Origin of the sequence: Rhodococcus sp. NPDC003318 (genome assembly GCF_042879035.1) — a bacterium.
Taxonomy (GTDB): Bacteria; Actinomycetota; Actinomycetes; order Mycobacteriales; family Mycobacteriaceae; genus Rhodococcus_G.
This window is the reverse complement of sequence record NZ_JBIAOU010000006.1, coordinates 1-19,598: the sequence shown is the minus strand read 5'-3', so window position 1 is coordinate 19,598 and position 19,598 is coordinate 1. Positions and strand designations below refer to the sequence as shown.

17 protein-coding genes and 1 tRNA gene are annotated in these 19,598 nt (G+C 70.5%); 7 read left to right on the top strand and 11 right to left on the bottom strand.

The window, feature by feature from the left end; genetic code table 11:
* Window positions 1-28: 28 nt before the first annotated feature.
* Window positions 29-1,369 (top strand): YhgE/Pip domain-containing protein, encoded by a 1,341-nt coding sequence (locus tag ACFYVR_RS12250; RefSeq protein ID WP_387473174.1) that lies wholly within the window; start codon window positions 29-31, stop codon window positions 1,367-1,369.
* Here the strand turns inward: ACFYVR_RS12250 and ACFYVR_RS12245 are convergent.
* Window positions 1,336-2,124, bottom strand: coding sequence for an oxygenase MpaB family protein (locus ACFYVR_RS12245; RefSeq protein ID WP_387473172.1), 789 nt, complete (start codon window positions 2,122-2,124; stop codon window positions 1,336-1,338). The genes ACFYVR_RS12250 and ACFYVR_RS12245 overlap by 34 nt on opposite strands.
* Window positions 2,124-3,026 (bottom strand): oxygenase MpaB family protein, encoded by a 903-nt coding sequence (locus tag ACFYVR_RS12240; RefSeq protein WP_387473170.1) that lies wholly within the window; start codon window positions 3,024-3,026, stop codon window positions 2,124-2,126. The genes ACFYVR_RS12245 and ACFYVR_RS12240 overlap by 1 nt, the downstream gene beginning before the upstream one ends.
* Before the next feature lie 125 nt (window positions 3,027-3,151).
* Between ACFYVR_RS12240 and ACFYVR_RS12235 the strand changes: the two genes are divergently transcribed.
* Both ACFYVR_RS12235 and ACFYVR_RS12230 read left to right on the top strand, forming a co-directional pair.
* Window positions 3,152-3,224 (top strand) — tRNA-Arg (locus ACFYVR_RS12235).
* 78 nt (window positions 3,225-3,302) lie between these two features.
* Window positions 3,303-3,989: a hypothetical protein gene (locus ACFYVR_RS12230; RefSeq protein ID WP_387473168.1), complete on the top strand. Its 687-nt coding sequence runs from the start codon at window positions 3,303-3,305 to the stop codon at window positions 3,987-3,989.
* On the opposite strand, the gene ACFYVR_RS12225 is transcribed toward ACFYVR_RS12230, so the two are convergent.
* Window positions 3,946-7,206 carry a BTAD domain-containing putative transcriptional regulator gene (locus tag ACFYVR_RS12225; RefSeq protein ID WP_387473166.1) on the bottom strand — a complete coding sequence of 1,087 codons (3,261 nt, stop codon included), beginning with the start codon at window positions 7,204-7,206 and terminating at the stop codon, window positions 3,946-3,948. The genes ACFYVR_RS12230 and ACFYVR_RS12225 overlap by 44 nt on opposite strands.
* 99 nt (window positions 7,207-7,305) lie before the next feature.
* On the opposite strand from ACFYVR_RS12225, the gene ACFYVR_RS12220 reads away from it, so the two are divergent.
* Entirely contained in the window at window positions 7,306-8,223 is a 918-nt protein-coding gene (locus ACFYVR_RS12220; protein WP_387473164.1) for a transporter substrate-binding domain-containing protein, read from the top strand.
* A 4-nt stretch (window positions 8,224-8,227) separates the two neighbouring features.
* Here ACFYVR_RS12220 and ACFYVR_RS12215 read toward each other — a convergent pair whose 3' ends face one another.
* From ACFYVR_RS12215 to ACFYVR_RS12205, 3 genes are all read right to left on the bottom strand, one after another.
* Window positions 8,228-8,659, bottom strand: coding sequence for an SRPBCC family protein (locus tag ACFYVR_RS12215; protein WP_387473162.1), 432 nt, complete (start codon window positions 8,657-8,659; stop codon window positions 8,228-8,230).
* Window positions 8,660-8,753: 94 nt separating this feature from the next.
* Window positions 8,754-10,388, bottom strand: a complete 1,635-nt coding sequence (locus ACFYVR_RS12210; protein WP_387473160.1) for a cation acetate symporter — start codon at window positions 10,386-10,388, stop codon at window positions 8,754-8,756.
* 4 nt (window positions 10,389-10,392) lie between these two features.
* Window positions 10,393-10,746 carry a DUF485 domain-containing protein gene (locus ACFYVR_RS12205; protein ID WP_387473158.1) on the bottom strand — a complete coding sequence of 118 codons (354 nt, stop codon included), beginning with the start codon at window positions 10,744-10,746 and terminating at the stop codon, window positions 10,393-10,395.
* A gap of 611 nt (window positions 10,747-11,357) precedes the next feature.
* Between ACFYVR_RS12205 and ACFYVR_RS12200 the strand changes: the two genes are divergently transcribed.
* Genes ACFYVR_RS12200 through ACFYVR_RS12190 form a run of 3 tightly spaced genes read left to right on the top strand, consistent with a single transcriptional unit; the run spans window position 11,358 to window position 14,701 of the window.
* Window positions 11,358-11,909 carry a hypothetical protein gene (locus tag ACFYVR_RS12200; RefSeq protein ID WP_387473156.1) on the top strand — a complete coding sequence of 184 codons (552 nt, stop codon included), beginning with the start codon at window positions 11,358-11,360 and terminating at the stop codon, window positions 11,907-11,909.
* 29 nt (window positions 11,910-11,938) lie between these two features.
* Complete coding sequence (locus ACFYVR_RS12195; RefSeq protein WP_387473154.1) at window positions 11,939-13,267, top strand: TIGR03118 family protein; 1,329 nt, start codon at window positions 11,939-11,941, stop codon at window positions 13,265-13,267.
* Window positions 13,268-13,282: 15 nt separating this feature from the next.
* Entirely contained in the window at window positions 13,283-14,701 is a 1,419-nt protein-coding gene (locus ACFYVR_RS12190; protein WP_387473152.1) for a hypothetical protein, read from the top strand.
* A 12-nt stretch (window positions 14,702-14,713) separates the two neighbouring features.
* On the opposite strand, the gene ACFYVR_RS12185 is transcribed toward ACFYVR_RS12190, so the two are convergent.
* Genes ACFYVR_RS12185 through ACFYVR_RS12165 form a run of 5 tightly spaced genes read right to left on the bottom strand, consistent with a single transcriptional unit; the run spans window position 14,714 to window position 19,340 of the window.
* Window positions 14,714-16,462 carry a cation acetate symporter gene (locus ACFYVR_RS12185; RefSeq protein ID WP_387473150.1) on the bottom strand — a complete coding sequence of 583 codons (1,749 nt, stop codon included), beginning with the start codon at window positions 16,460-16,462 and terminating at the stop codon, window positions 14,714-14,716.
* A gap of 17 nt (window positions 16,463-16,479) precedes the next feature.
* The gene (locus tag ACFYVR_RS12180; RefSeq protein ID WP_387473148.1) at window positions 16,480-16,860 is read right to left on the bottom strand and encodes a hypothetical protein; all 381 of its coding nucleotides are present in this window, start codon (window positions 16,858-16,860) and stop codon (window positions 16,480-16,482) included.
* Window positions 16,857-17,708 (bottom strand): LytR/AlgR family response regulator transcription factor, encoded by an 852-nt coding sequence (locus ACFYVR_RS12175; protein WP_387473146.1) that lies wholly within the window; start codon window positions 17,706-17,708, stop codon window positions 16,857-16,859. The genes ACFYVR_RS12180 and ACFYVR_RS12175 overlap by 4 nt, the downstream gene beginning before the upstream one ends.
* Before the next feature lie 40 nt (window positions 17,709-17,748).
* Window positions 17,749-18,942, bottom strand: a complete 1,194-nt coding sequence (locus tag ACFYVR_RS12170) for a sensor histidine kinase (protein WP_387473144.1) — start codon at window positions 18,940-18,942, stop codon at window positions 17,749-17,751.
* A complete protein-coding gene (locus ACFYVR_RS12165; RefSeq protein ID WP_387473142.1) occupies window positions 18,939-19,340 on the bottom strand; it encodes an MmcQ/YjbR family DNA-binding protein in 402 nt (133 codons plus the stop codon). The genes ACFYVR_RS12170 and ACFYVR_RS12165 overlap by 4 nt, the downstream gene beginning before the upstream one ends.
* Window positions 19,341-19,598 lie beyond the last annotated feature (258 nt).

The window sequence follows — 19,598 nt, the reverse complement described above, 5'->3', positions numbered from 1 at the left end:
GATCCCGCGCGGCGAGAGGCAATCGAGCGTGAACAGGCCGAAGCACGAAGCACCGGAGCAGACCGACCCCGGGCAACGCACCAGGAAACTGCGCAGTCCCCTGTTCTGGGCCGCCCCGATCGTGGTGGTCACCGCGCTCATGTCGTTGCTGGCGGCCCTGTACCTCGGCAGCGTCATCGACCCGAAGGGCAGTCTTCGCGACTTCCCGATCGCGGTGGTCAACCAGGACGAGGGCGACGTCGCGCCGGGGTCCGACCAGCGGCAGAACATCGGTGACCAGATCGTGGACGGGCTTGTCGCCGGGGTGCCCGCCGACAAGGTCGACCTCGAGCAGGTCGGTATCGCCGCGGCCACCTCGATGCTCGACTCGGCGGAGGTGTACGGCGCGATCGTCATCCCGTCCGATTTCACGAAACGGCTGATGATCCTTGCGGAAGCGAGTGTCGTTCCGGGCGATGTCGAGAAGCCGGTGATCACCGTCTACACCAATCCGCGGTCGGGCACGTTCGGCACCGCGTTGGTCGAGTCGATCGCGACTCCGGCATTGGCGACCGTGAACGAGCAGGTCGGTGCGCAACTGTCGGATCAGGTGGCGGCGGCCGTCGGTGACACCCCGGTCGTGGGTGCGGCCCGGCTGACGCTGTCGAACCCGATCGAGGTGCTGACGGTGCAGTACAAGCCGCTGCCCGACGGCACCGGAAACGGCCTGTCCGCCTTCTACTATGCACTGCTCGTGATTCTCGCCGGGTTCACCGGCGCGATGATCGTGCACACCCTGATCGACGGGATGCTCGGCTTCACCCCCACCGAGTTCGGTCCCCGCTACGTCCACAATCCGACGGTCGAGATCTCCCGCCTGCAGACGCTGCTCGTGAAGTGGGGGGTGATGGTCGTTCTCGGGTTCCTGGTCTCGGGTCTGTACCTGTGGATCTCGCACCTGCTGTCGATGCCGCTGCCGAATGCGTTGGGGCTGTGGATGTACGGCGCGTTCGCGATCATCGCGGTCGGCGTCACCGCGATGTCGGTGCTGGCGGTCTTCGGCAGCGCGGGGTTGATCATCAACCTGATCGTGTTCATCGTGCTGGGGCTGCCGTCGGCCGGCGGCACCCTGCCGATCGAGGCGACGCCCCCGTTCTTCGGCTGGCTCGCCGGTTTCGAGCCGATGCACCAGGTGTTCCTCGGGGTGCGCAGCCTGCTGTACTTCGGCGACGGTGGGTCGGGGGCGCTCATGCGGTCGGTGACCATGACCGCGATCGGGCTCCTGATCGGCCTCGTCCTCGGTCTCGTCGTCACCCGTCTGTACGACCGCAAGGGTTTTCACCGCGGGGTGGCGGATCAGCCGACACCGGCAGCATCCGAGACGGTCTGACGGTCCCGCCGCAGCGCCCGCGCCGCGACGTCGACGTGACGGTGGCCGGGCCCGAGTGCCGCGAGGATCTTGCGCCAACCGGCGTACGCGGCCAGTGCAGCGGTCCCGCTGCCGGGCACCCCGTACAGCTCTCGGGCGCGGGGATGCAGGAGTTGCCGCACGACGGGAGTGGGTACCCGTCGGACCACCCAGGCGTCGGGCCGGAGGACCTGCTCGCGGTAGTACTCGGCATCGGGGCCGACGCGGAGCTCGGCGCAGGCGCCGGCGAAGTACTCCTCGAACTCGCTCCAGCTGGCCGGCATCGCGCGCGCCGAGATGCCGTAGCGGTGGTACCAGATCGAGCATTCCTGGTAGAGCTGTTCGCGTTCCGCGGCGGAGAGGGGACGGATGAAGGTGTCCACCATCGTCATCAGGGTGTCGACGTAGGTGGCGTGCTGGAAGAAGAACACCTCGGGATTGAGCGCGTGGTACCGGTTGCCGTGGTCGTCTCGCCCCTTGACGTTCTCGTGCCCGTAACGGATCACCGTCGACAGGTCCCGGTCCGCGTAGGCCATTGCGACGAGTTGGGGCACGGTGTGCCGGGCGTGCATCCACACGTGCCGCGGGGTGCGCGAGTGTTCCCGGATACCGCGCGCGATGACGGGGTGCAGCATCTGCAGTGACACCGCGCGCGGCAGGGTGAGCAGGAACCGGCGGTCCCCCAGGAACTTCCAGAGCAGCGTGTCCGGGCCGAGGCCGTCGTCGAGGGCCGCCATCAGATCAGGTTCGAGCCCTTGCCCATCCGCCGTCGAAGGTCACTCATGAGCACGTGGCTGCCGCCGTTGCGGATGAAGCCCGGCAGGAACCGGTTGACGAACGAGACGAAGATGAACAGGTGCTCGAACCGGCGCTGGTCGACCTCCGTCCACTCGTATCCGATCGCTTCCCGGAAGTACGGCGCGAGCGAGCCGATGGTGAGGAACCGCAGCAGGTTTCGGAACGGAGCCCGGATCGGCCACGCGATCATCTTCAGGTCGATCAGGTCCTCGATGAACCGCTTCGTCCGGTCGTCGTACACGACGCGTTCGCACGCGGTGTTCCAGTAGACGTCGAAGTCGGCGCGCGTCGCCGGCCACATGTCCTCGGTGACCTGCAGTGTGGTGCCGAGCGGTGCCGCCCGTCGGTAGAAGGCCTCGAGCTGCTCCGGCGACATCTGCCCGTGCAGCAGCTGGTGGGTGTCCTCGAAACCGATGTAGAGGCAGGCCGCGACCCACATCTGCAGGTCCCGGTTGAAGGCGTTGTACTTGACCGGGCTGTTCTCGTCCGACCGGACCTGACGGTGAGCGCCGTTGACGGCCTCCCGGAAGGCGGCACGTTCGGCCTCGGTGCCGAGGATCGCGACCGCGAGGTACTGGGTGGTGGTGCGCGCCCGCTTCCACGGATGCGACATCAACGCACCCGACTCGACCTTGCTCTCCATGACGCCGTAGGCGACCTCCGGCCACCCGATCTGCATGGCCACGTTCGCGGCCGCGCCGGCGAACGACCAGAAGTCGAGCGCCTCCCGGATGTCCGGATCCTTGCGCGTCCACCGGCGCCCGGCGGATTTCACGGAGATCCGCGTGCGGGCGGTGCTCAGCCGCGGAGCCGCGTCGAGATCGATGTAGTGCTGTGGCATGGTCCCTCCCCCTGAAGAATTGCCGTTAACATATCACCGCCGAGGGAGTCCGTGGAAGGAAATGCACCGAACCCGGCTACACTGCCTAGTGCATCGGGGACGGTGGCCACACGCGCCTCCCCATCGCCCTCGTAGCTCAGGGGATAGAGCACGGCTCTCCTAAAGCCGGTGTCGCAGGTTCGAATCCTGCCGAGGGCACACCCGCGTCCCGGTCGACAAGTGGGGCGCCTGTGCCGAGACAAGTCGCCGACAAGTGCGGCGTCCGATGCTTCGGCCATGACCATCACATCTGCACTGCTCTACCGCCTCAGCGGGTTCGCCCTCGTGGCCGCCCTCGCCTTCAACCTTGCCGGTGGCATGCTCCATCCGGTCGACGAGGACGGCGGCCACAGCATCGGCGCCCTCTCCACCCACTCCGTCCCCTACCCGCAGTACCTGATTCTCGTCGGGTCGATCCTGTTGATGCTCGGCCTGCCCGGGATGTACGCCTGGGTTTCCCGCAAGGCGGGCCTGGCCGGTCTGATCTCCTTCGTCGGATTCTTCGTCGCCTCGACGGTGATGGCGATGGCCCACCTCGCCGTCGAGGCCTTCATCGCGGTGCCCCTCGCCGGGACCCCCGCGGGCGAGGGTGTGCTCTCCGGCACCGACACCATCATCGCGACGACCCCGTTCGCCGCCCTGATGATCGTCGCCGGCCTCGGCCTCATGCTCGGCATGGTCGTGTTCGGGGTCGCGCTCCTGCGGTCCGGTGCCGTTCCGCGCTGGATCTCGGCGGTGATGATCGCGGGAGGCCTGATCCTGCTCGCCCCGATCCCCTACGCTCCGGTGCTCAGCGGCCTCGTCATCGAACTGCCCCGCGGTGTCGCCTTCGCCGCCATCGGGGTGCTCATGATCCGCGCCACCCGCTCCACCCGGAATGTCACCGCCGCCGAACCCGTAGGTACGCCCGAGTCCGTTCGATGAGCTTCTCGGCCTCACCCCGATGGTGCGCCGCCCCGGCCGCATCGCCGAAGAACTCGGCGAGCTCGGCCAGGGCGGCGTCCACCGGTCCGGCGTACACCGATCCGGATTCGGGACCGGCGAAGCGCCCCGTGTACGGTGCGAGCTCGACGCGGCACCGCTCGGCCACCGCCACGTCCCCGAGTCGCACCGCCGCCCTGCCGCGGAGCGTGGTCATCGTCAGCCAGAAGTGGTCGCGGGGCGGGTCGGCGAGGCCGTCCCACAGCCGACGGGCCTGCTCGGGGTCGCCGACGTCCAGCAGTGCGAGCACCACAGCGGGACGCAGCGACTGCGGCCACGCCTTCTCGATCGCGAGGAGCTCCGGGGCGATACCCGCGAGATCTCCGGTCACCACCCCGGCACCGATCCTGCCGATCACCCGCAGCCAGTCGGCGTTGCCCGTACCGGCCTCCGCGAGCCGTGCCGCGGCGGCGTCGTAGCATTCGAGTGCCGAATCGATCTCTCCCGCAATCAGATCCGCCAAGCCGCGAAACGTGTCCAGCGCGCCGAGCATCTGCGACAACTGATTCCCGGCGGCGTACTCCACGGCCTCGGCGACCTGGTCGAGCGCCTCACCGAGGTCGCCGTCGGCCGCGGCGGCCATGAACAGCTGGAAGTGCGCCTGCGCCTGGAATCCCGGGTCGCCGGTCGCGACGGCGAGGAGCTCCTCGGCGATCGCGCGGCGTTCGTCGGCGAAGTCCGGCCCGTACGCGACGTAGCCGTAGGCGTTGAGCGCGCGACGCAGAATCACCGGGTCCCCGGACTCTCTGGCCAGGGCGAGTGCCTCGCGGACCGCAGCCGTCACCGCGTCCGGGTCGTTCTCCTCAAGCTCGAACGCCTTGGCCACCAACAACAGTGCCCGATCCCTGCCCGACAGTCCCGGCCGGGCGAGCATCGTCTCGATCGGCCCGAGTACCGCCTCGTCGACCGCCGAGTCCGTTCGGATGTACCAGGTGACGGGCGCGGTCCACGAGGTGAGCGCGCGGATCAGCACGACCCGGTCCTCCACCCGCGCCGCGACGTCGATCGCGGACTGTCGGTGGCGGCGCGCCGACACGATGTCGCCGGTGCGGGCCAACGCGCCGACGTACGGGATCAGGATGTCCACCAGCGCACGCTCGTCCGCGTCGGCGGAGCGCTCGAGGAGGTCCAGCGCGGCCGCCCACAGTTCCACCGCCTCCCGGTGGGAGAACACCGCATCTGCACGTCTCGCTGCCCGGACGACGTACTCGACGGCCGCCGCCGCCGGCGCCCTGGCAGCGATCGCATGCCGCGCCAGGACGGCCACGTCGTCCGGTGTGCGCTCGGCGAGCACCTCGAGCGCGGCGGCGTGCAGTCGCGTACGCCGGATGCCCGGCAGATCCGCGTAGACGACGTCACGAATCAGTATGTGCGCGAACCGGAGCCGGTCGGGTCCGGACTCGACCAGGACGTTCGCACCGAGCGCCGGTTCGAGCGCGTCGACGAGAGCGTCCTCGGTCAGGTCACCGAGGTCGCGCAGAACGGTCAGGTCGAACTCCCGACCGAGCACCGCTGCCCGCCGCAGGGTCGACACGGTCGGATCGGGCAGGCGTTCGACCCGGCGGCGCAGCAGGTCGCGGACCCCGTCGGGCACCGCACGATCCACCGACGTCTCGCCCTCGGACTGCACGAGTCTCGCGAACTCCTTGACGAACAACGGGTTTCCACCCGACCGCTCCGTCAGGTGTGCGAGCACGGGGGCCGCCAGTGCGCCGAGTCCGGCCTCGCGGACGATCTCGTCGACGCCGGAATTCGAGAGCGGGCCCAGTTCGACGCGTGCGCCGGGCACTCCCGCGGTGGCGGACCACGCCGCCGCGAGTTCCGGTGACCGTTCCCGGAACGTCGCGACCACCAGGATCGGCGCACCCGACGCGTGCACCGCGACGTGCCGCAGCAGTTGCAGGGTCAGTTCGTCCGCGCGATGGGCGTCGTCGAGGGCGATCACCAGCGGCGCCCGCTGCGACACCGCGGACAGGTACGGCGGCAGCCCCTGCGCGAGCCAGAAGGGGCCCGGCATCGTCCCGTCGGCGCCCTCCTCTCCCAGCAGGTTCGCCAGTTGACCGGACGTCGCCGGGTCCATCGGGTGGCGTTCACGCAGGTCGCGCAGGACCTCGCCCCACGGCCAACCGGGCGGGGCACCGTCCACCTCCGGGCAGCGCCCCCACGCCGCGCTCCAGCCGCGACCGGTGAGGGCGGCGACGAGATGGGCGGTCAGGGTGCTCTTGCCCGCTCCGGCCTCACCGCCGAGCCACACGACGCGCAGGCCCGACCTCACCGCGAGGTCGGCCTCCGCCAGCAGGGTGGCCAGCTCCGCGGGGCGCGCGTTCGACGGGCCGTCCGGGCGCTGCGGCTCCGGGATCCGCAGCGCCTGGGGAGCGAGCGCCGGAGCGTGGGTGAGGATGTCGCGTTCGAGCTCCTGCAGCTGCGGTCCGGGATCGACGCCCAACTCGTCGGCGAGATGTCGCCGCGCCGCGCGCAGCGTCGTCAGCGCCTCGGCCTGCCGTCCGGATCGGTACTGGGCCAACGCCAGCAACGCCGTCGCGGTCTCCCGATCGGGGTGGTCGGCGACGTGCCGGCCGAGCAGCGCCACCGCGGACTCCGGATCCCCCTGGGCCAGCCTGCTCTTCGCGCTCTCCTCGATCGCGGTGCGGCGCAGCTCCTGCAGCCGCTCCACCTCGGGTCGCGTCCACGCGGTGTCGGCGAGCTCCTGGAACGGTGGGCCGGTCCACAGGTCCAACGCCCGATCGAAGAACGCGGCCCGCGACGCGGGATCCTGCGTGCCCTGTCCGCGTCCGACGAGTGCCTCGAATTGCCAGGAGTCGACCGCGGTGTCGGGCAGCACCAACGCGTACCCGGGAGTCGCGCTGACCAGTACCCGGGCCGCGGTGCGGGGGCGGCGCGCCGGTTCCAGGATGCGACGCAGGTAGGAGATGTGCACCTGCAGCGCGGCCAGCGCCTTCGGCGGAGCGTCACCCGACCACAGGTCGTCGATCAGCAGATCCGTCGAGACCACCGTGCCGTGCGCGGCGACCAGCCGCGCGAGCACCGCCCGCCGGCTCGGACCACCGAGATCCACTGGCGCACCCGCCACCCGGGCCCGCACCGAACCGAGGACGTGCACCGTCACGTCGGTGCCGGGTTGCTGCGGCGTCACCTCCATCCTGCGGACAGTAGCGAACCCGACCGGCCGGCGGTATGCGGGACGACGCCTCCGGTCATCGTGTTGCCCGACGGGGCAGGTCGGGGCAATATGACGCGGGTGCCCCGACTCGGACCCCGACCCGCGCCGCTCGCGGTCGCCGTCGCCGTGCTGGTCCTCGCGGGCTGTTCGACGCCGGACGCCGACTCGACCACCGCCGGGTCACCGACGCCCAGCGCCGTGCCGAGCGCCTACACCAAGCTGCCGTCCACCGCGGCGATCGGCAACTGCGGTCCCGACAGCGGCACGACGACGACCCCGGGACGCCTGACGATCGCGACCGACGCCCCGGCGTACGCACCGTGGTTCGTCGACGACGACCCGGCGAACGGCAAGGGGTTCGAGGGCGCGGTCGCGCGCGCCGTGTCGGAGCGGCTCGGCTACACACCCGACCAGGTCACGTTCGTCCGGGTGCCGTGGGCGGACGCGATCGCCCCCGGCGCCAAGGACTTCGACTTCGACATCAACCAGGTGACGATCGTCGGCGAGCGCCGGGACGCGGTCGACTTCTCCTCCCCCTACTACGCGGTGACGCAGTCCGTCGTCGCGATGGCGGGCAATCCCGCGGCCTCCGCCCGGAACCTGGACGATCTGACCCGGTTCCGGCTCGGCGCCCAGGCCGAGTCCACCAGCCTCGCGGCCATCACGGCGACGATCCGCCCCACCCAGGGGCCCGTCGCGTTCGAGACCACCGACGACGCGAAAGCCGCGCTGACGCAGGGCCGCATCGACGCCCTCGTGGTCGACATCCCGACGGGGTTCCAGATCACCGAGTCGGACCTGCCGAGCAGCGTTCTGGTCGGCCAGTTCCCCCGCCCCAACACCGTCACCGAGTTCTTCGGGCTGGTGCTCGAGAAGAACAGTCCGCTGACGCCGTGCACGTCCGCGGCGGTGGACTCGCTCTACGCCGACGGCACCCTGGACACGCTGGCGCAGACCTGGCTGATCGACTCGGTCGGCACCCCGATCCTCGAGTAGCGGATCAGGAGTACAGGGACACGAAGGTCCGGAGCGACGATTCGATGTCCCCCTTCAACGCGCGGGCCACGCCCGACCCGATGGGCCCGAACAGCGGCGCCCCACCGAGGTCGATGTCCAGCCCGACCGTGGCGCCGGAGTTGTCCGGCGTCACCGACAGCACGAGGGCGATCTTCACGCCGCCCTTTCCGTCGCCCTTCAACGTCAGTGTGCGCGGTGGGGCGTAGTCGGTGATCGTCCACCGCACCCGGTTGCGCAACCCCTTGACGGTGACCACGGATTCGGCGGTGACGCCGGTGGCGAGTTCGGCGGGGAGCTCACTGCGCCACGCCTCGTGGATCGAGAGCCACCTGTCGAATTCGGCCAGATCACTTGCCTTTTCCCAGGCGGTGTCGGGTGCGAGCGGCACGTCGACGGAGACCTTCAGCTTTGCCATGCGCGAATGGTATCGGCCCGCAATGCGGCCCGTCCCGCACCTCGGAGCGGGGACGCCGAGGTGCGGGACGGGTGTGCGGGACTGGCCTGCACTGCTAGTGCGCGACGGCCTTCTCCACGCCGACACCGGTGAGCGAGCGGACCTCCATCTCGGCCTGCTTCGCCGGATCCTCGAGTTTGCGGCGCCCGACGTAGGTGCCGACGATGCCGAGGACGAAGGCGAGCGGGATGGACACGATGCCCGGGTTGGCCAGCGGGAACCAGGAGAAGTCGCTGTTCGGGAACATCGAGGTCTTCGCGCCGGAGACGGCCGGGGAGAACACGATCAGCACCAGGCAGCTGATCAGGCCGCCGTAGATGCTCCACAGTGCACCGGTGGTGTTGAAGTTCTTCCAGAACAGCGAGTACAGCAGCGTCGGCAGGTTGGCGGACGCTGCGACCGCGAAGGCCAGCGCCACCAGGAAGGCGATGTTCTGACCCATCGCGAGGATGCCGAGCACGATCGCGGCGACACCGATCACGACGACGGTGATCCGGGAGACCTTGACCTGCTGCTCCTCGGAGGCGTTGCCGCGCTTGATGACGCTGGCGTAGATGTCGTGGGCGAACGATGCCGACGCGGTGATCGCCAGGCCGGCGACCACGGCGAGGATCGTCGCGAACGCGACCGCCGAGATGATGGACAGGAACAGCGTGCCGCCGAGTTCGAAGGCGAGCAGCGGTGCGGCGGCGTTCTCCTTGCCGGGGGCGGCGAGGATCTTGTCGGGGCCGACCATCCGGGCGGCACCGTAGCCGAGCACCAGCGTGAACAGGTAGAAGGCACCGATCAGGCCGATCGCCCAGGTCACCGAGCGGCGGGCCTCCTTCGCGGTGGGCACCGTGTAGAAGCGCATCAGCACGTGCGGCAGACCGGCGGTACCGAGGACGAGCGCGATGCCGAGGGAGACGAAGTCCAGCCGCGACATCGAGCTGATGCCGTACTTGGCACCGGGGGCGAGCACGTCGCGGCCGGCGACGGCCTCGTTGGTCGAGTCGGTGACCATGCTCTGGGCGTCCGCGAGCAGCTGCGAGAAGTTGCCGCGCACGGCGAACAGCACCAGGAAGAACATGATGCCCGCGCCGGTGATCAGGAGCACGGCCTTGACCATCTGCACGTAGGTGGTGCCCTTCATGCCACCGATCAGCACATACACGATCATCAGGACGCCGACGACGGCGACGACGACGGCCTGCCCGGCCTTGTCGTGGATGTCGAGCAGCAGCGCGACGAGGCCGCCGGCGCCGGCCATCTGCGCGAGCAGGTAGAACAGCGACACGACGAGGGTGGACAGCGCGGCGGCCATCCGGACGGGACGCTGTTTGAGCCGGAAGCTGAGGACGTCGGCCATCGTGAAGCGGCCGGTGTTGCGCAGCAGTTCGGCGACGAGCAGCAGCGCGACCAGCCAGGCGACGAGGAAGCCGATCGAGTACAGGAATCCGTCGTAGCCGTAGACGGCGATGGCGCCGGCGATGCCGAGGAACGACGCGGCGGACAGGTAGTCGCCGGCGATCGCGAAACCGTTCTGTGGGCCGGAGAACTGGCCGCCGCCGGTGTAGAAGTCGGACGCCTTCTTCGTGGTCCGGCTCGCCCGGATCACGATGCCCATCGTGATCACCACGAACGCGACGAAGATGGCGATGTTCAGTGCCGGGTTGCCGACACCGGAGCTGCCCTGCGCGAGGATCGTCATGTCTCTAGCCCTCCAGCTCGTCGCGGATCGCGGCCGCGCGGGGGTCGAGTTCACGGTTCGCGAACTTCACGTACAGCGCGGTGATGAGGAACGTCGTCACGAACTGCCCCAACCCGAGGACGACGCCGAGGTTGATGTTGCCGATCACCTTGGTCGCCATGAAGTCGGAGGCGTAGGTGGCCAGCAGGACGTACACGGCGTACCAGGTCAGGAAGACGGCCGTCATCGGAAAGACGAAGCGGCGCAGCCTGCGTCGCAGATCCTGGAACTCAGGGCTCGCCTGCATCTCGATGAAGGCCTGGGCGTCCGGAGTGCGCCGTGTGGGCGTCGCCTCCGAACCCAGATCTGCTGTGGTCACTTCGAACTCCTCGGTCGGGTGAGGCCAGTGTGAGAACTGGCAGGCCACAGACGTTAATGAGAGCCACATCACAGCGGAATGCTGTGTCGCCAGTCACACGACGAGCCGCCGGATCACGCGCCGGGCGGTCGTTCGGGCGCGACGAACGGCACCGGCCGGCCCGCGGAAACAGCCCCGACACGCGGCGCGCGGGCACATCGCCCGCCGCGCGCCGAACGGCGCCGTGCGATGTGACAGCCACCACACGGATTGACTTCGGAGACCCGAACATTTTTACTGAGCGTGCCCACAAAGAAAGGGCAGCCTTAGCTACATCCTGTGAGTTTCCCGATAGAACACCGGGAACCGACAGGCTCGTCCGACAGAGCGGCGTCCGGGGCAGCGAACGCCGAAATCCGCACCGCATGCGGATAGCAGTTCGCGCATCGTCACACCACAGGACCGGTTCTCCAATGCATTCCACCTCCCCCCTCACCGACGACCAGTTCGATTCGCCCACGCAGGCCTCGCCCGTCGCGCCGATCGATGCGCACCGGATCCGCGTGGACGCCGTCAGATGGGGCCCGATGCACACGCACCCGCCTCACAGACCACGGACACGATCTCTGCGGGTGCCGCCGGGCGAGCCGGAACGCGCAGTCACCCTGCACGACTCATGGCTGGTCGTGCTCGGGGTCGCCACCCTCGCGACGTCGGCCGTCGCGGTGGCACTCTGGATCTCCGCACACGTCGAGGTCGACCCCGCCCTCCACATCGCCGCACTGTTCGTGCACCTGGCGTCCCTGGTTCTGGGATTCGGCGGTGTACTGATCGCGGACTACCTTGTGCTGGTGTGGATTTCCGGTCGATCCACACTCACGGACGCCATTCGTGGCGCCGAGCGACTGCACCTGCCCATCTGGACCGGCCTCGCCGGGCTCGTCGCGAGCGGCGCGCTCCTCGAACCCGATCTGGCGTCGACGATCACCCGGATCAAGCTGGTCCTCGTCGCCGTTCTGACCGTGAACGGGGTTCAGGCGATGGTCCTGAACAAGCGCATCGCCACCGACGACTCGACCCGTCTGCCCGGACACCTGACGTTGTGGGGAGGCGCAACGGCGTTGATCTCCCAGGCGTGCTGGTGGGGCGCGGTCTGGATCGGCTTCTGGAACGCCGAGCACTGACACCACTGCACTTCGAGAAAGGCATCACCATGACCCTCCGAACTCGCACGGCGTGGGTGGCACTGGTCGGCACCGCTCTGACCGCGGCGACCGCCTGTGGATCGTCCCAGACACCCGACTCCCGGAGTCCGGCCGACAACCGATACGTTTCCACGACTCTGGTCGCCGACAACGACACCTACGACGCACCGACCGTCCTGCCTGGCATGGTCAACGCCTGGGGAGTCGCGATCCGCCCACAGGGCGCGGGCGGGCACTTCTGGATCGGCGCGGGCGGAACGTCGTTCGAGTTCGTCGGCGACGTCTCCGCCTCCCCCGATCCCGCGTTGCAGACGTTGCACCAGGACGGACTGCGCGAGGTCACCGTACCCGGCGCGGACGCCGACACGACCGACGCCGGCGTCGGCAAGATCACCGGCGTCGCGTTCAATCCGGCACCGCTGACATCGGACAGTTTCGTCGTCACCGGACAACCCGTCGACACGAACGGCAGTCGGCAGATGCTGTCGGGGTCTTCGCGATTCGTCTTCGCCACCGACTCGGGTCGCATCTCGGGATGGACCGAGCAGGGCGCCGACGGCGCGATCGTGCGTCACGACGGGCCGGCCGTGCAGATGTTCGACGGCGGGCCCGACGGGATGAGCTTCTTCGGCCTGGCCCTCGCTCCCGGACGCGACGACACGCTGTGGGCGGCGGACTTCGGTGCCGATCCGCAGATCCGGCAGTTCGACAAGATGTGGCGTCCCGTCCCGACGCAGGGATTCGCGAACCCCTTCGCGACGGGCGACCCGATCGATCCGGCGAATCCGTCTCTCGGCAAGCGAGCACGCCCGGGCGACGCAGCACCGTTCAACATCACCACGGTCGGCGACCGCGTGTTCGTCACCTATGCCGTCACCAAGGCCCCCGAGGGTTCCACCGACCCCACTGAATTCGATGCGGGAGAAGAGGACTCACTCGACGCGGAGCAGGAGGCCGCCACCGGCGACCGGCCGGACCGCGGCAGGGTCGCGGAGTTCGACGCGTCCGGCAACCTGGTTCGAGTGCTCGACGACGCGGGCCGTCTCAACGCGCCCTGGGGTGTCGCCGTCGCACCCGCCGACTTCGGCGCGTTCAGCGGCAGCCTCCTGGTCGGCAACTTCGGCGGCGCGGGCCGCATCGCCGCGTTCGACGACGCCACGGGTGCCTTCATCGACTACCTCCACGACGAGTCCGGTGTCGTCCTCGGAGTCGAGGGCCTGTGGGGACTGCTGTTCGGCAACGGCGAGAGCCTCGGTGACAGCGATTCGCTGTACTACACCGCGGGACCGGCCGACGAGACGGACGGCGTCTTCGGGCGCCTCCGCGTCGCGAACTGACCCGAGAACGCCGCGATGACCACGGGCCTCGGACTGAGCATCCGAACCGCCACCGCCACCGCCGCTGTCAGGTTCCACGACGCGACGACGCTGTCCTCGTACCGGTCCACACTCACGTTCGAGGACTCCTCGACCGTACGACTGGGTGACCATCCGGGGCCCGGGGTGATCGCCGGATTCGCGGACCGCGTCGACGACATTCTCGTCGCGGGCGACGGGCACCACTACACCGGTCGCGATCTCGTCGCCGCCGCCGCGCACTGCCTGATCGCCGCGGCGAACGTGCCGCCCGGCAGCGCGATGGTGCTCACGTATCCGGCCGTCCATTCCCCACGCACCGTGGACCTGCTCCGGTCCGCGCTGGACCGGGCCGGCCTCCCCGGGGTGGGCCTGGTCGCCGAACCCGTCGCGGCCGTTGCCTGGCTCGAGTCCGAGCACGGCCCCCTCGGTGACGGTCTCGCGCTGGTGTGCGACGTCGGAGCGGGCAGCCTGGATCTCACCGTGGTCGCGGTCGGGGCCGTCGGCGGCCCCGACCCGATCCTGGGTCGGTCGTTGCGCTCCGCCGGGTTCGGTGCCGTGCCCGCAGCCGGGCACGAGGCGGCGCCGGTGCTGGATCTCGTCGACGAGTGCCTCGCGGTCGCGGGGGTGGCTCGGGGCGACCTCGATGTCGTCGTCCTGACCGGTGCTGCGTCAGCCGGATTCGAGGACGTCCTGGCTCGACTCCGCCGACCCGTGGTGCTCGATCACGACCCCGGGAGCGTGACCGCCCGGGGCGCCGCCACCCTCGCCGCCGTTCCCCGGACGACGTCGACCGTCACTGCGTCCGGGAACCGCCGGCCCCGGCGCGTCGCGCTCGCCGCCGCGGCAACCGTCGCCGTGGCGGCACTGGCCGCGGTACCACTGCTGGTGCACGACACCGGATCCACCGACACGACCGCGGACGGTCCCGCCGACACCCGCACCGTCCGCGTCGTCGAACGCCTGGAGCCGCCGCACCTTCCCTCGGGCAGGGCCCTTCCCGGCAACGCCGACTCGACATCGACACCGCAGTTCCGGACTCCGATGCCAGCCGCGTCGGAACCCGTCCGGCACACCCGCGTTCCGGATGTCGCGTCGCCCGCGACGGTGCCCGCTCCGATGCCGTCGGCTGCACCGCACGTGGTGACTGTCGGTGTCCCGGACATCGCTGTCGTCGCGTCCGCGACCTGGCCGGCGTTCGACACCGGAACGGTTCCCGACGAGGCCGCGGTGCCCACGCCGGCGCAGTCGACGACACCGACCGGACCGACCGCGGAGCCGACCACCGCTTCCGCCCCCGAGACCCCCACGACGTCGGCGCCACCGCCCGAACCCACTCCTGCCGAGGAAGCCGCGGTACTCGGCGACCCACCGCACGAACCTGATCCGAGCGACGTCGACGGTGCGCAGCCGTGACCCGGCGCCTTCTCAGGACAGGTCCCGCTCCCGGTCGCGGCCGACGCCGAGGCGTTCGGGGGCGTGCATGCGGGTGAACGTCCGCCCCACGTCGGCGGGGATGCGGCTGTGGGTCGCGCGGCTCACCGCCACCATCACCAGGAACGCCAGGGGCACCGTCACCGCGGCCGGGTAGCCGATCAGCACCTGCGCCCAGCCGTTCCACGGGCCCGGGCCGATGCCGCCCATCGCGGTCGCGAGCGCGGCCGCACCCGAGGTCAGCCCGCCGACGACCAGCCCGGCGGCGGCCCCGGGCGCGGTGAGGCCGCGCCACCAGATGCCGAGCACCAGCAGCGGGCACAGGGTCGACGCGGCGACCGAGAAGACCAGCCCGACCGTGCGGGACAGGTCGAGCGAGACGACGCCGATCGCCAACGCCAGGGCCGCGGCGCCCGCGACCACCGCGGCCACCCGGAAGTCGCGGACCCGGCCGCGGAGCACGTCGGTGCTGAGCACGCCGGCGACGCTGACGAGCAGTCCCGACGAGGTCGCCAGGAACGCGGCGATCGCCCCGGCCGCGACGAGGGCGGCGAGCATCTGCCCGCCGAGCCCGGAGACCACCGATCCGGGGAGCAGCAGCACCGCGGCGTCGGACGTGCCGGTGATCAGCAGCTGCGGCACCCACAGCCGGGCGAACACACCGAGCAGCGTCGGGAACAGGTAGAAGCCGCCGACGAGACCGATCACGGCCAGCGCCGTCCGGCGCCCGGCCCGGCCGTCCGGATTGGTGTAGAAGCGCACCAGCACGTGCGGTAAGCCCATGGTGCCGAGGAAGATTCCCACGATCAGCGAGTACACCTGGAACAGGGGGTGGGCGCCGCCCAGACCCCACCCTGGTTCGAGCCACTGCGAGCCGTTCGGCGGGGCGCCCGCGACCACGGGTACCGGGGCGCCGGCGTCGAGCACCAGCGCCGTGCCCGCACCCAGTTCGTGCTCCCCCACCGCCAGCACCACCTGCCCGTTCACCGGTCGCCCGTCGACGGTCCCGGACACCGTCGCGGACAGCGGCTGCGCGACCTGCACTACGACGTCGGTGGTGATGTCGACGGTGGTCCGCTCACCGACGGTGGGCGGTGCGGCGGTGCCGAGTTCGCGTGCCTGTCCGGTGAAGGCGACCGCGAGCACCAGCGCCGGGACCGCGACCGCGGTCAGTTTGAGCCAGTACTGGAACGCCTGCACGAAAGTGATCGAGCGCATCCCGCCGCCGACGACGTTGGCGATCACGATCACCGCGACGACCACCGCACCGACCCAGATCGGCCACCCGAGCAGGATCCCCAGAGCCAGTCCCGCGCCCTGGAACTGCGGCACCATGTACAGGACGCAGATCACCGCCACCACGATCATCGCCATGGTGCGCAGTCGCCTGCTGCCGAGCCGGAACTCGGCGAAGTCGGGCACCGTGTAGGCGCCCGACCGCCGCAGCGGCGCCGCGACGAACAGCAGCAGTCCCAGGTAGCCCGCGGTGAACCCGACCGGATACCACAGGGCGTCCGCGCCGTACTTCGCGATCAGGCCGGCGACACCGAGAAACGATGCGGCCGAGAGGTACTCACCGGAGATCGCGGCGGCGTTCCACCGCGGCCCGACGCTGCGGGAGGCGACGAGGAAGTCGGAGGTGGTGCGCGCCAGGCGGACCCCGTAGGCACCGATCGCGACGGTCGCCGCGGCGGCCGCGGCGAGCGCGGCGACGGTCAGCGGGGAGATCGCCTGTCCGGACACGTCTTTGCTCCCGGCGCTCAGTCGTCGGCCAGGTCGACGAATTCCTGCTCGGTGCGCTCGGCGAGGCGGACGAAGAGCCGGCCCGCGAAGTACAGCGCGGGGTAGGCCGCCACCCCGAGCAGCAGCCACGGCAGCCGCACACCGAACACGGCGACCTCACCGATCGACGGAAATGCCACCAACAGCAACGGCGCCGCAGCGACGATCAGCACGACAACCGCCGTGAAGCGCAGTGCGAGGCCGAGTTGCGCGCGCACCAACGCCCGGACCATCGCCTCGCCGACCTCGGTCTGCTCCTGGACCTCGACCCGCGTGCGCACCGTCCGGGCCCCACGCCGGTGCGCCAGCACGACCCGTTCCCGCGGTCGGGCCGGACCCGGCCTGCCCGCGCCGGTCACCTGGTGGTCCAGCTCTGCCGCGGGACGCGGACGAGTCGGTCCTTGAGTTCACGGGTGTGCCTGCGGCTGACGGGCAGTTCGACGACCGGGGCGTGGTCACCGGTGCGCAGACACACCACGGTTCCGGTTCCCACGCTGCGGATCCCGGTGACCAGCGGCAGCGCCACCAGGTACGAGCGGTGCACCCGCAGGAACCCCGCGGGCTGCCAGCGCGACTCGAGCGAGGAGATGGGGATCCGCACCAGATGCGACCCGGTCGCGGTGTGCAGGCGGGTGTAGTCGCCCTCCGCCTCCACCCAGGCGACGTCGGAGCGGTGCACCAGCGTGGTGACGCCGCCGAGTTCGACGGGGATCACCTCGTCGGCGGGGATCGGCGACGGCTCGGCCACGGCCGGCTCGGGGGCGCGACCGGATCTACGGGCGGCGCGGATTCGCCGCACCGACTCCGCGAGGCGCTCGTCCCGCAACGGCTTGAGCAGGTAGTCGACGGCGCCGAGGTCGAAGGCGTCGACCGCGCGGTCGTCGTGCGCGGTCACGAACACCACCGTCGGGGGTGTCGCGAACGCCGACAGCACGCCGGCGAGCTCGAGTCCGTCGAGACCGGGCATGTTGATGTCGAGGAAGACGGCGTCGATGGCCGCGGCCGCGTCCGCGTCGGGCGCCGTGGTCGCGCCGAGACGGTCCTTGATCACCCGCAGCGCCGTGGTCGCGTCCCCGGCGGTGAGGATCTCGCCGACGTCGTCCTGGCCGCCGAGCAGGAACACGAGTTCGTCGAGCGCCGGACGTTCGTCGTCCACCGCCAGCACGGTCAGCGGGGCGTCGGGTGCCCCTGAGGAAATCTGCGTCACAACGACATCTATGTTGCCACGCCCGGGCTCGCCGGAAGGCTCAAGCCCGAATCCCGGGACGGAACTTCGGTACTCGCATGCTCACCTTGGTTCCGGCGCCCGGCGCGGTCTCGACGACGAGGCCGTAGTCGTCGCCGAACGCGGCACGCAGCCGGTCGTCGACATTGGCCAGCCCGACGTGGGCCGCCTCCCGCGTGCTCGGCCCACCGGCGTCCTCGGCGATCGCGTCCAGCGACCCGGACCGCAACAGGTCCGGGTCCATGCCCACGCCGTCGTCCTCGACGCTGATCACGCAGTCGGCACCCTCGTCCGCGGCGACGATGGTGACCGTGCCGCTGGCCTGCCCGGCGAGACCGTGCCGCACCGCGTTCTCCACCAGAGGCTGCAGTGCCAGGAACGGAAGCACCACGCCGAGCACCTCGGGCGACACCTGCAGCCGCACCTCGAGGGCGCTGCCGAACCGGGCCCGCTCCAAGGTCAGGTACCGGTCGATGTTGCGCAGCTCGTCGGACAGCACCGTGTACTCGCCCGCGGACCGGAACGAGTAGCGGGTGAAGTCGGCGAACTCGAGGATCAGTTCACGGGCCCGATCCGGGTCGGTGCGGACGAACGAGGCGACGGTGTTGAGTGCGTTGTAGATGAAGTGCGGACTGATCTGGGCCCGTAGTGCCCGCACCTCGGCGCGGTCGAGGCGGGCGCGGGACGCGTCGAGCTCGGCGAGTTCGATCTGGCTGCAGGCGTAGCGCGCGACCTCGGTGATCGCGCCGAGCATCCCCGGCCCCGGCTCGACCCGGGTGACGACGCCCATCACGCCGACCACCCCGACGTCGTCGACGACGAGCGGCTGCACGACCAGGGCGCGGACATCGGGGGCCGGGTGCGCGATCAGCTCACGCCTGCCGCTCTCCGCCGCGGCGACGGCAGCGGCCGAGAACCGCGGGGCGAGATCGTCGTGCGGCCCGTGCCAGGACAGCAGCTCACCCGCGGCGTCGGCCAGGACGAGCGCGTCGGCGGAGGTCAGCAACTGCAGGTGCGGCGCCGCCTCCGCCGCCGAGGTGGAGTCGAGACCACGCCGCAGCGGACGGGCGGCGAGCGACGCGGTGTGCAACGTCGCGTGCACCGCCCGCTCCTCCGGGGTCGTGAGGGTGCGGGGGCTGCGGGCGCGCAGCACCACGATGCCGAGACCGACCACCGCGACGAGCAACACCACGATGACGAGCGCCGTCGCGGTCATCGGCGATCCGGCCCGTCTGCGTCGAGCCGGGCGACCAGCCTCGGCGGCGCCACCGCCCGGTAGGCGTCCTCGACGATGTCCTCGATGTCCCGCCAATCACGTTGCGAGGGGCCACCGTTCGGCCCGACGTCGAGACGGACGCCGATCCAGCCGCGCGTCCCGACGTAGGGCGGAACGAAGAACCGCTCGGTGTCGCGGGCCACCCAGTCCTGCTGCGCACCGGCGGGAGCGGCCGCCCAGAACGACACCCGGTCATCGTGGTGGTGGTCGGCGTAGGTGGCGAACTGCGGCGACTTCCGGACGAACCACGCCGGCTCGCCGTGGCTGATCCGTTCGGTGGCCTCGGGCAGGGCCAGGCACAGTGCCCGGAGCCGGTCGAGCGGGCGCAGCGCGGTCATGGTCCCACGCTACGACAGCCCCACCCCTCCGGCCGAAGGCCACCTTCATGCGCACCACCCGCACGAAGGTCACCTTCAGCCCACCACCCGCCGACCCACCCCTCCGGCCGAAGGCCACCTTCATGCGCACCACCCGCACGAAGGCCACCTTCAGCCGGTCGAAGTGAACTGGTCCCCGGAAGTTGGACTGCGAAATTCGGTTCCGACTTCCGGGGAGTGGTGTCATGGATGCACGAAGTTCGTTGTCCGAGGGGCAGC

What these genes read in the sequence shown, in the direction of transcription:
- ACFYVR_RS12245 (WP_387473172.1), bottom strand. Translation starts at nt 2,124, where the DNA reads ATGGCGGCCCTCGACGACGGCCTCGGCCCGGACACGCTGCTCTGGAAG.
- ACFYVR_RS12225 (WP_387473166.1), bottom strand. Translation starts at nt 7,206, where the DNA reads ATGGAGGTGACGCCGCAGCAACCCGGCACCGACGTGACGGTGCACGTC.
- ACFYVR_RS12240 (WP_387473170.1), bottom strand. Translation starts at nt 3,026, where the DNA reads ATGCCACAGCACTACATCGATCTCGACGCGGCTCCGCGGCTGAGCACC.
- ACFYVR_RS12190 (WP_387473152.1), top strand. Translation starts at nt 13,283, where the DNA reads ATGACCACGGGCCTCGGACTGAGCATCCGAACCGCCACCGCCACCGCC.
- ACFYVR_RS12165 (WP_387473142.1), bottom strand. Translation starts at nt 19,340, where the DNA reads ATGACCGCGCTGCGCCCGCTCGACCGGCTCCGGGCACTGTGCCTGGCC.
- ACFYVR_RS12215 (WP_387473162.1), bottom strand. Translation starts at nt 8,659, where the DNA reads ATGGCAAAGCTGAAGGTCTCCGTCGACGTGCCGCTCGCACCCGACACC.
- ACFYVR_RS12210 (WP_387473160.1), bottom strand. Translation starts at nt 10,388, where the DNA reads ATGACGATCCTCGCGCAGGGCAGCTCCGGTGTCGGCAACCCGGCACTG.
- ACFYVR_RS12170 (WP_387473144.1), bottom strand. Translation starts at nt 18,942, where the DNA reads ATGACCGCGACGGCGCTCGTCATCGTGGTGTTGCTCGTCGCGGTGGTC.
- ACFYVR_RS12230 (WP_387473168.1), top strand. Translation starts at nt 3,303, where the DNA reads ATGACCATCACATCTGCACTGCTCTACCGCCTCAGCGGGTTCGCCCTC.
- ACFYVR_RS12195 (WP_387473154.1), top strand. Translation starts at nt 11,939, where the DNA reads ATGACCCTCCGAACTCGCACGGCGTGGGTGGCACTGGTCGGCACCGCT.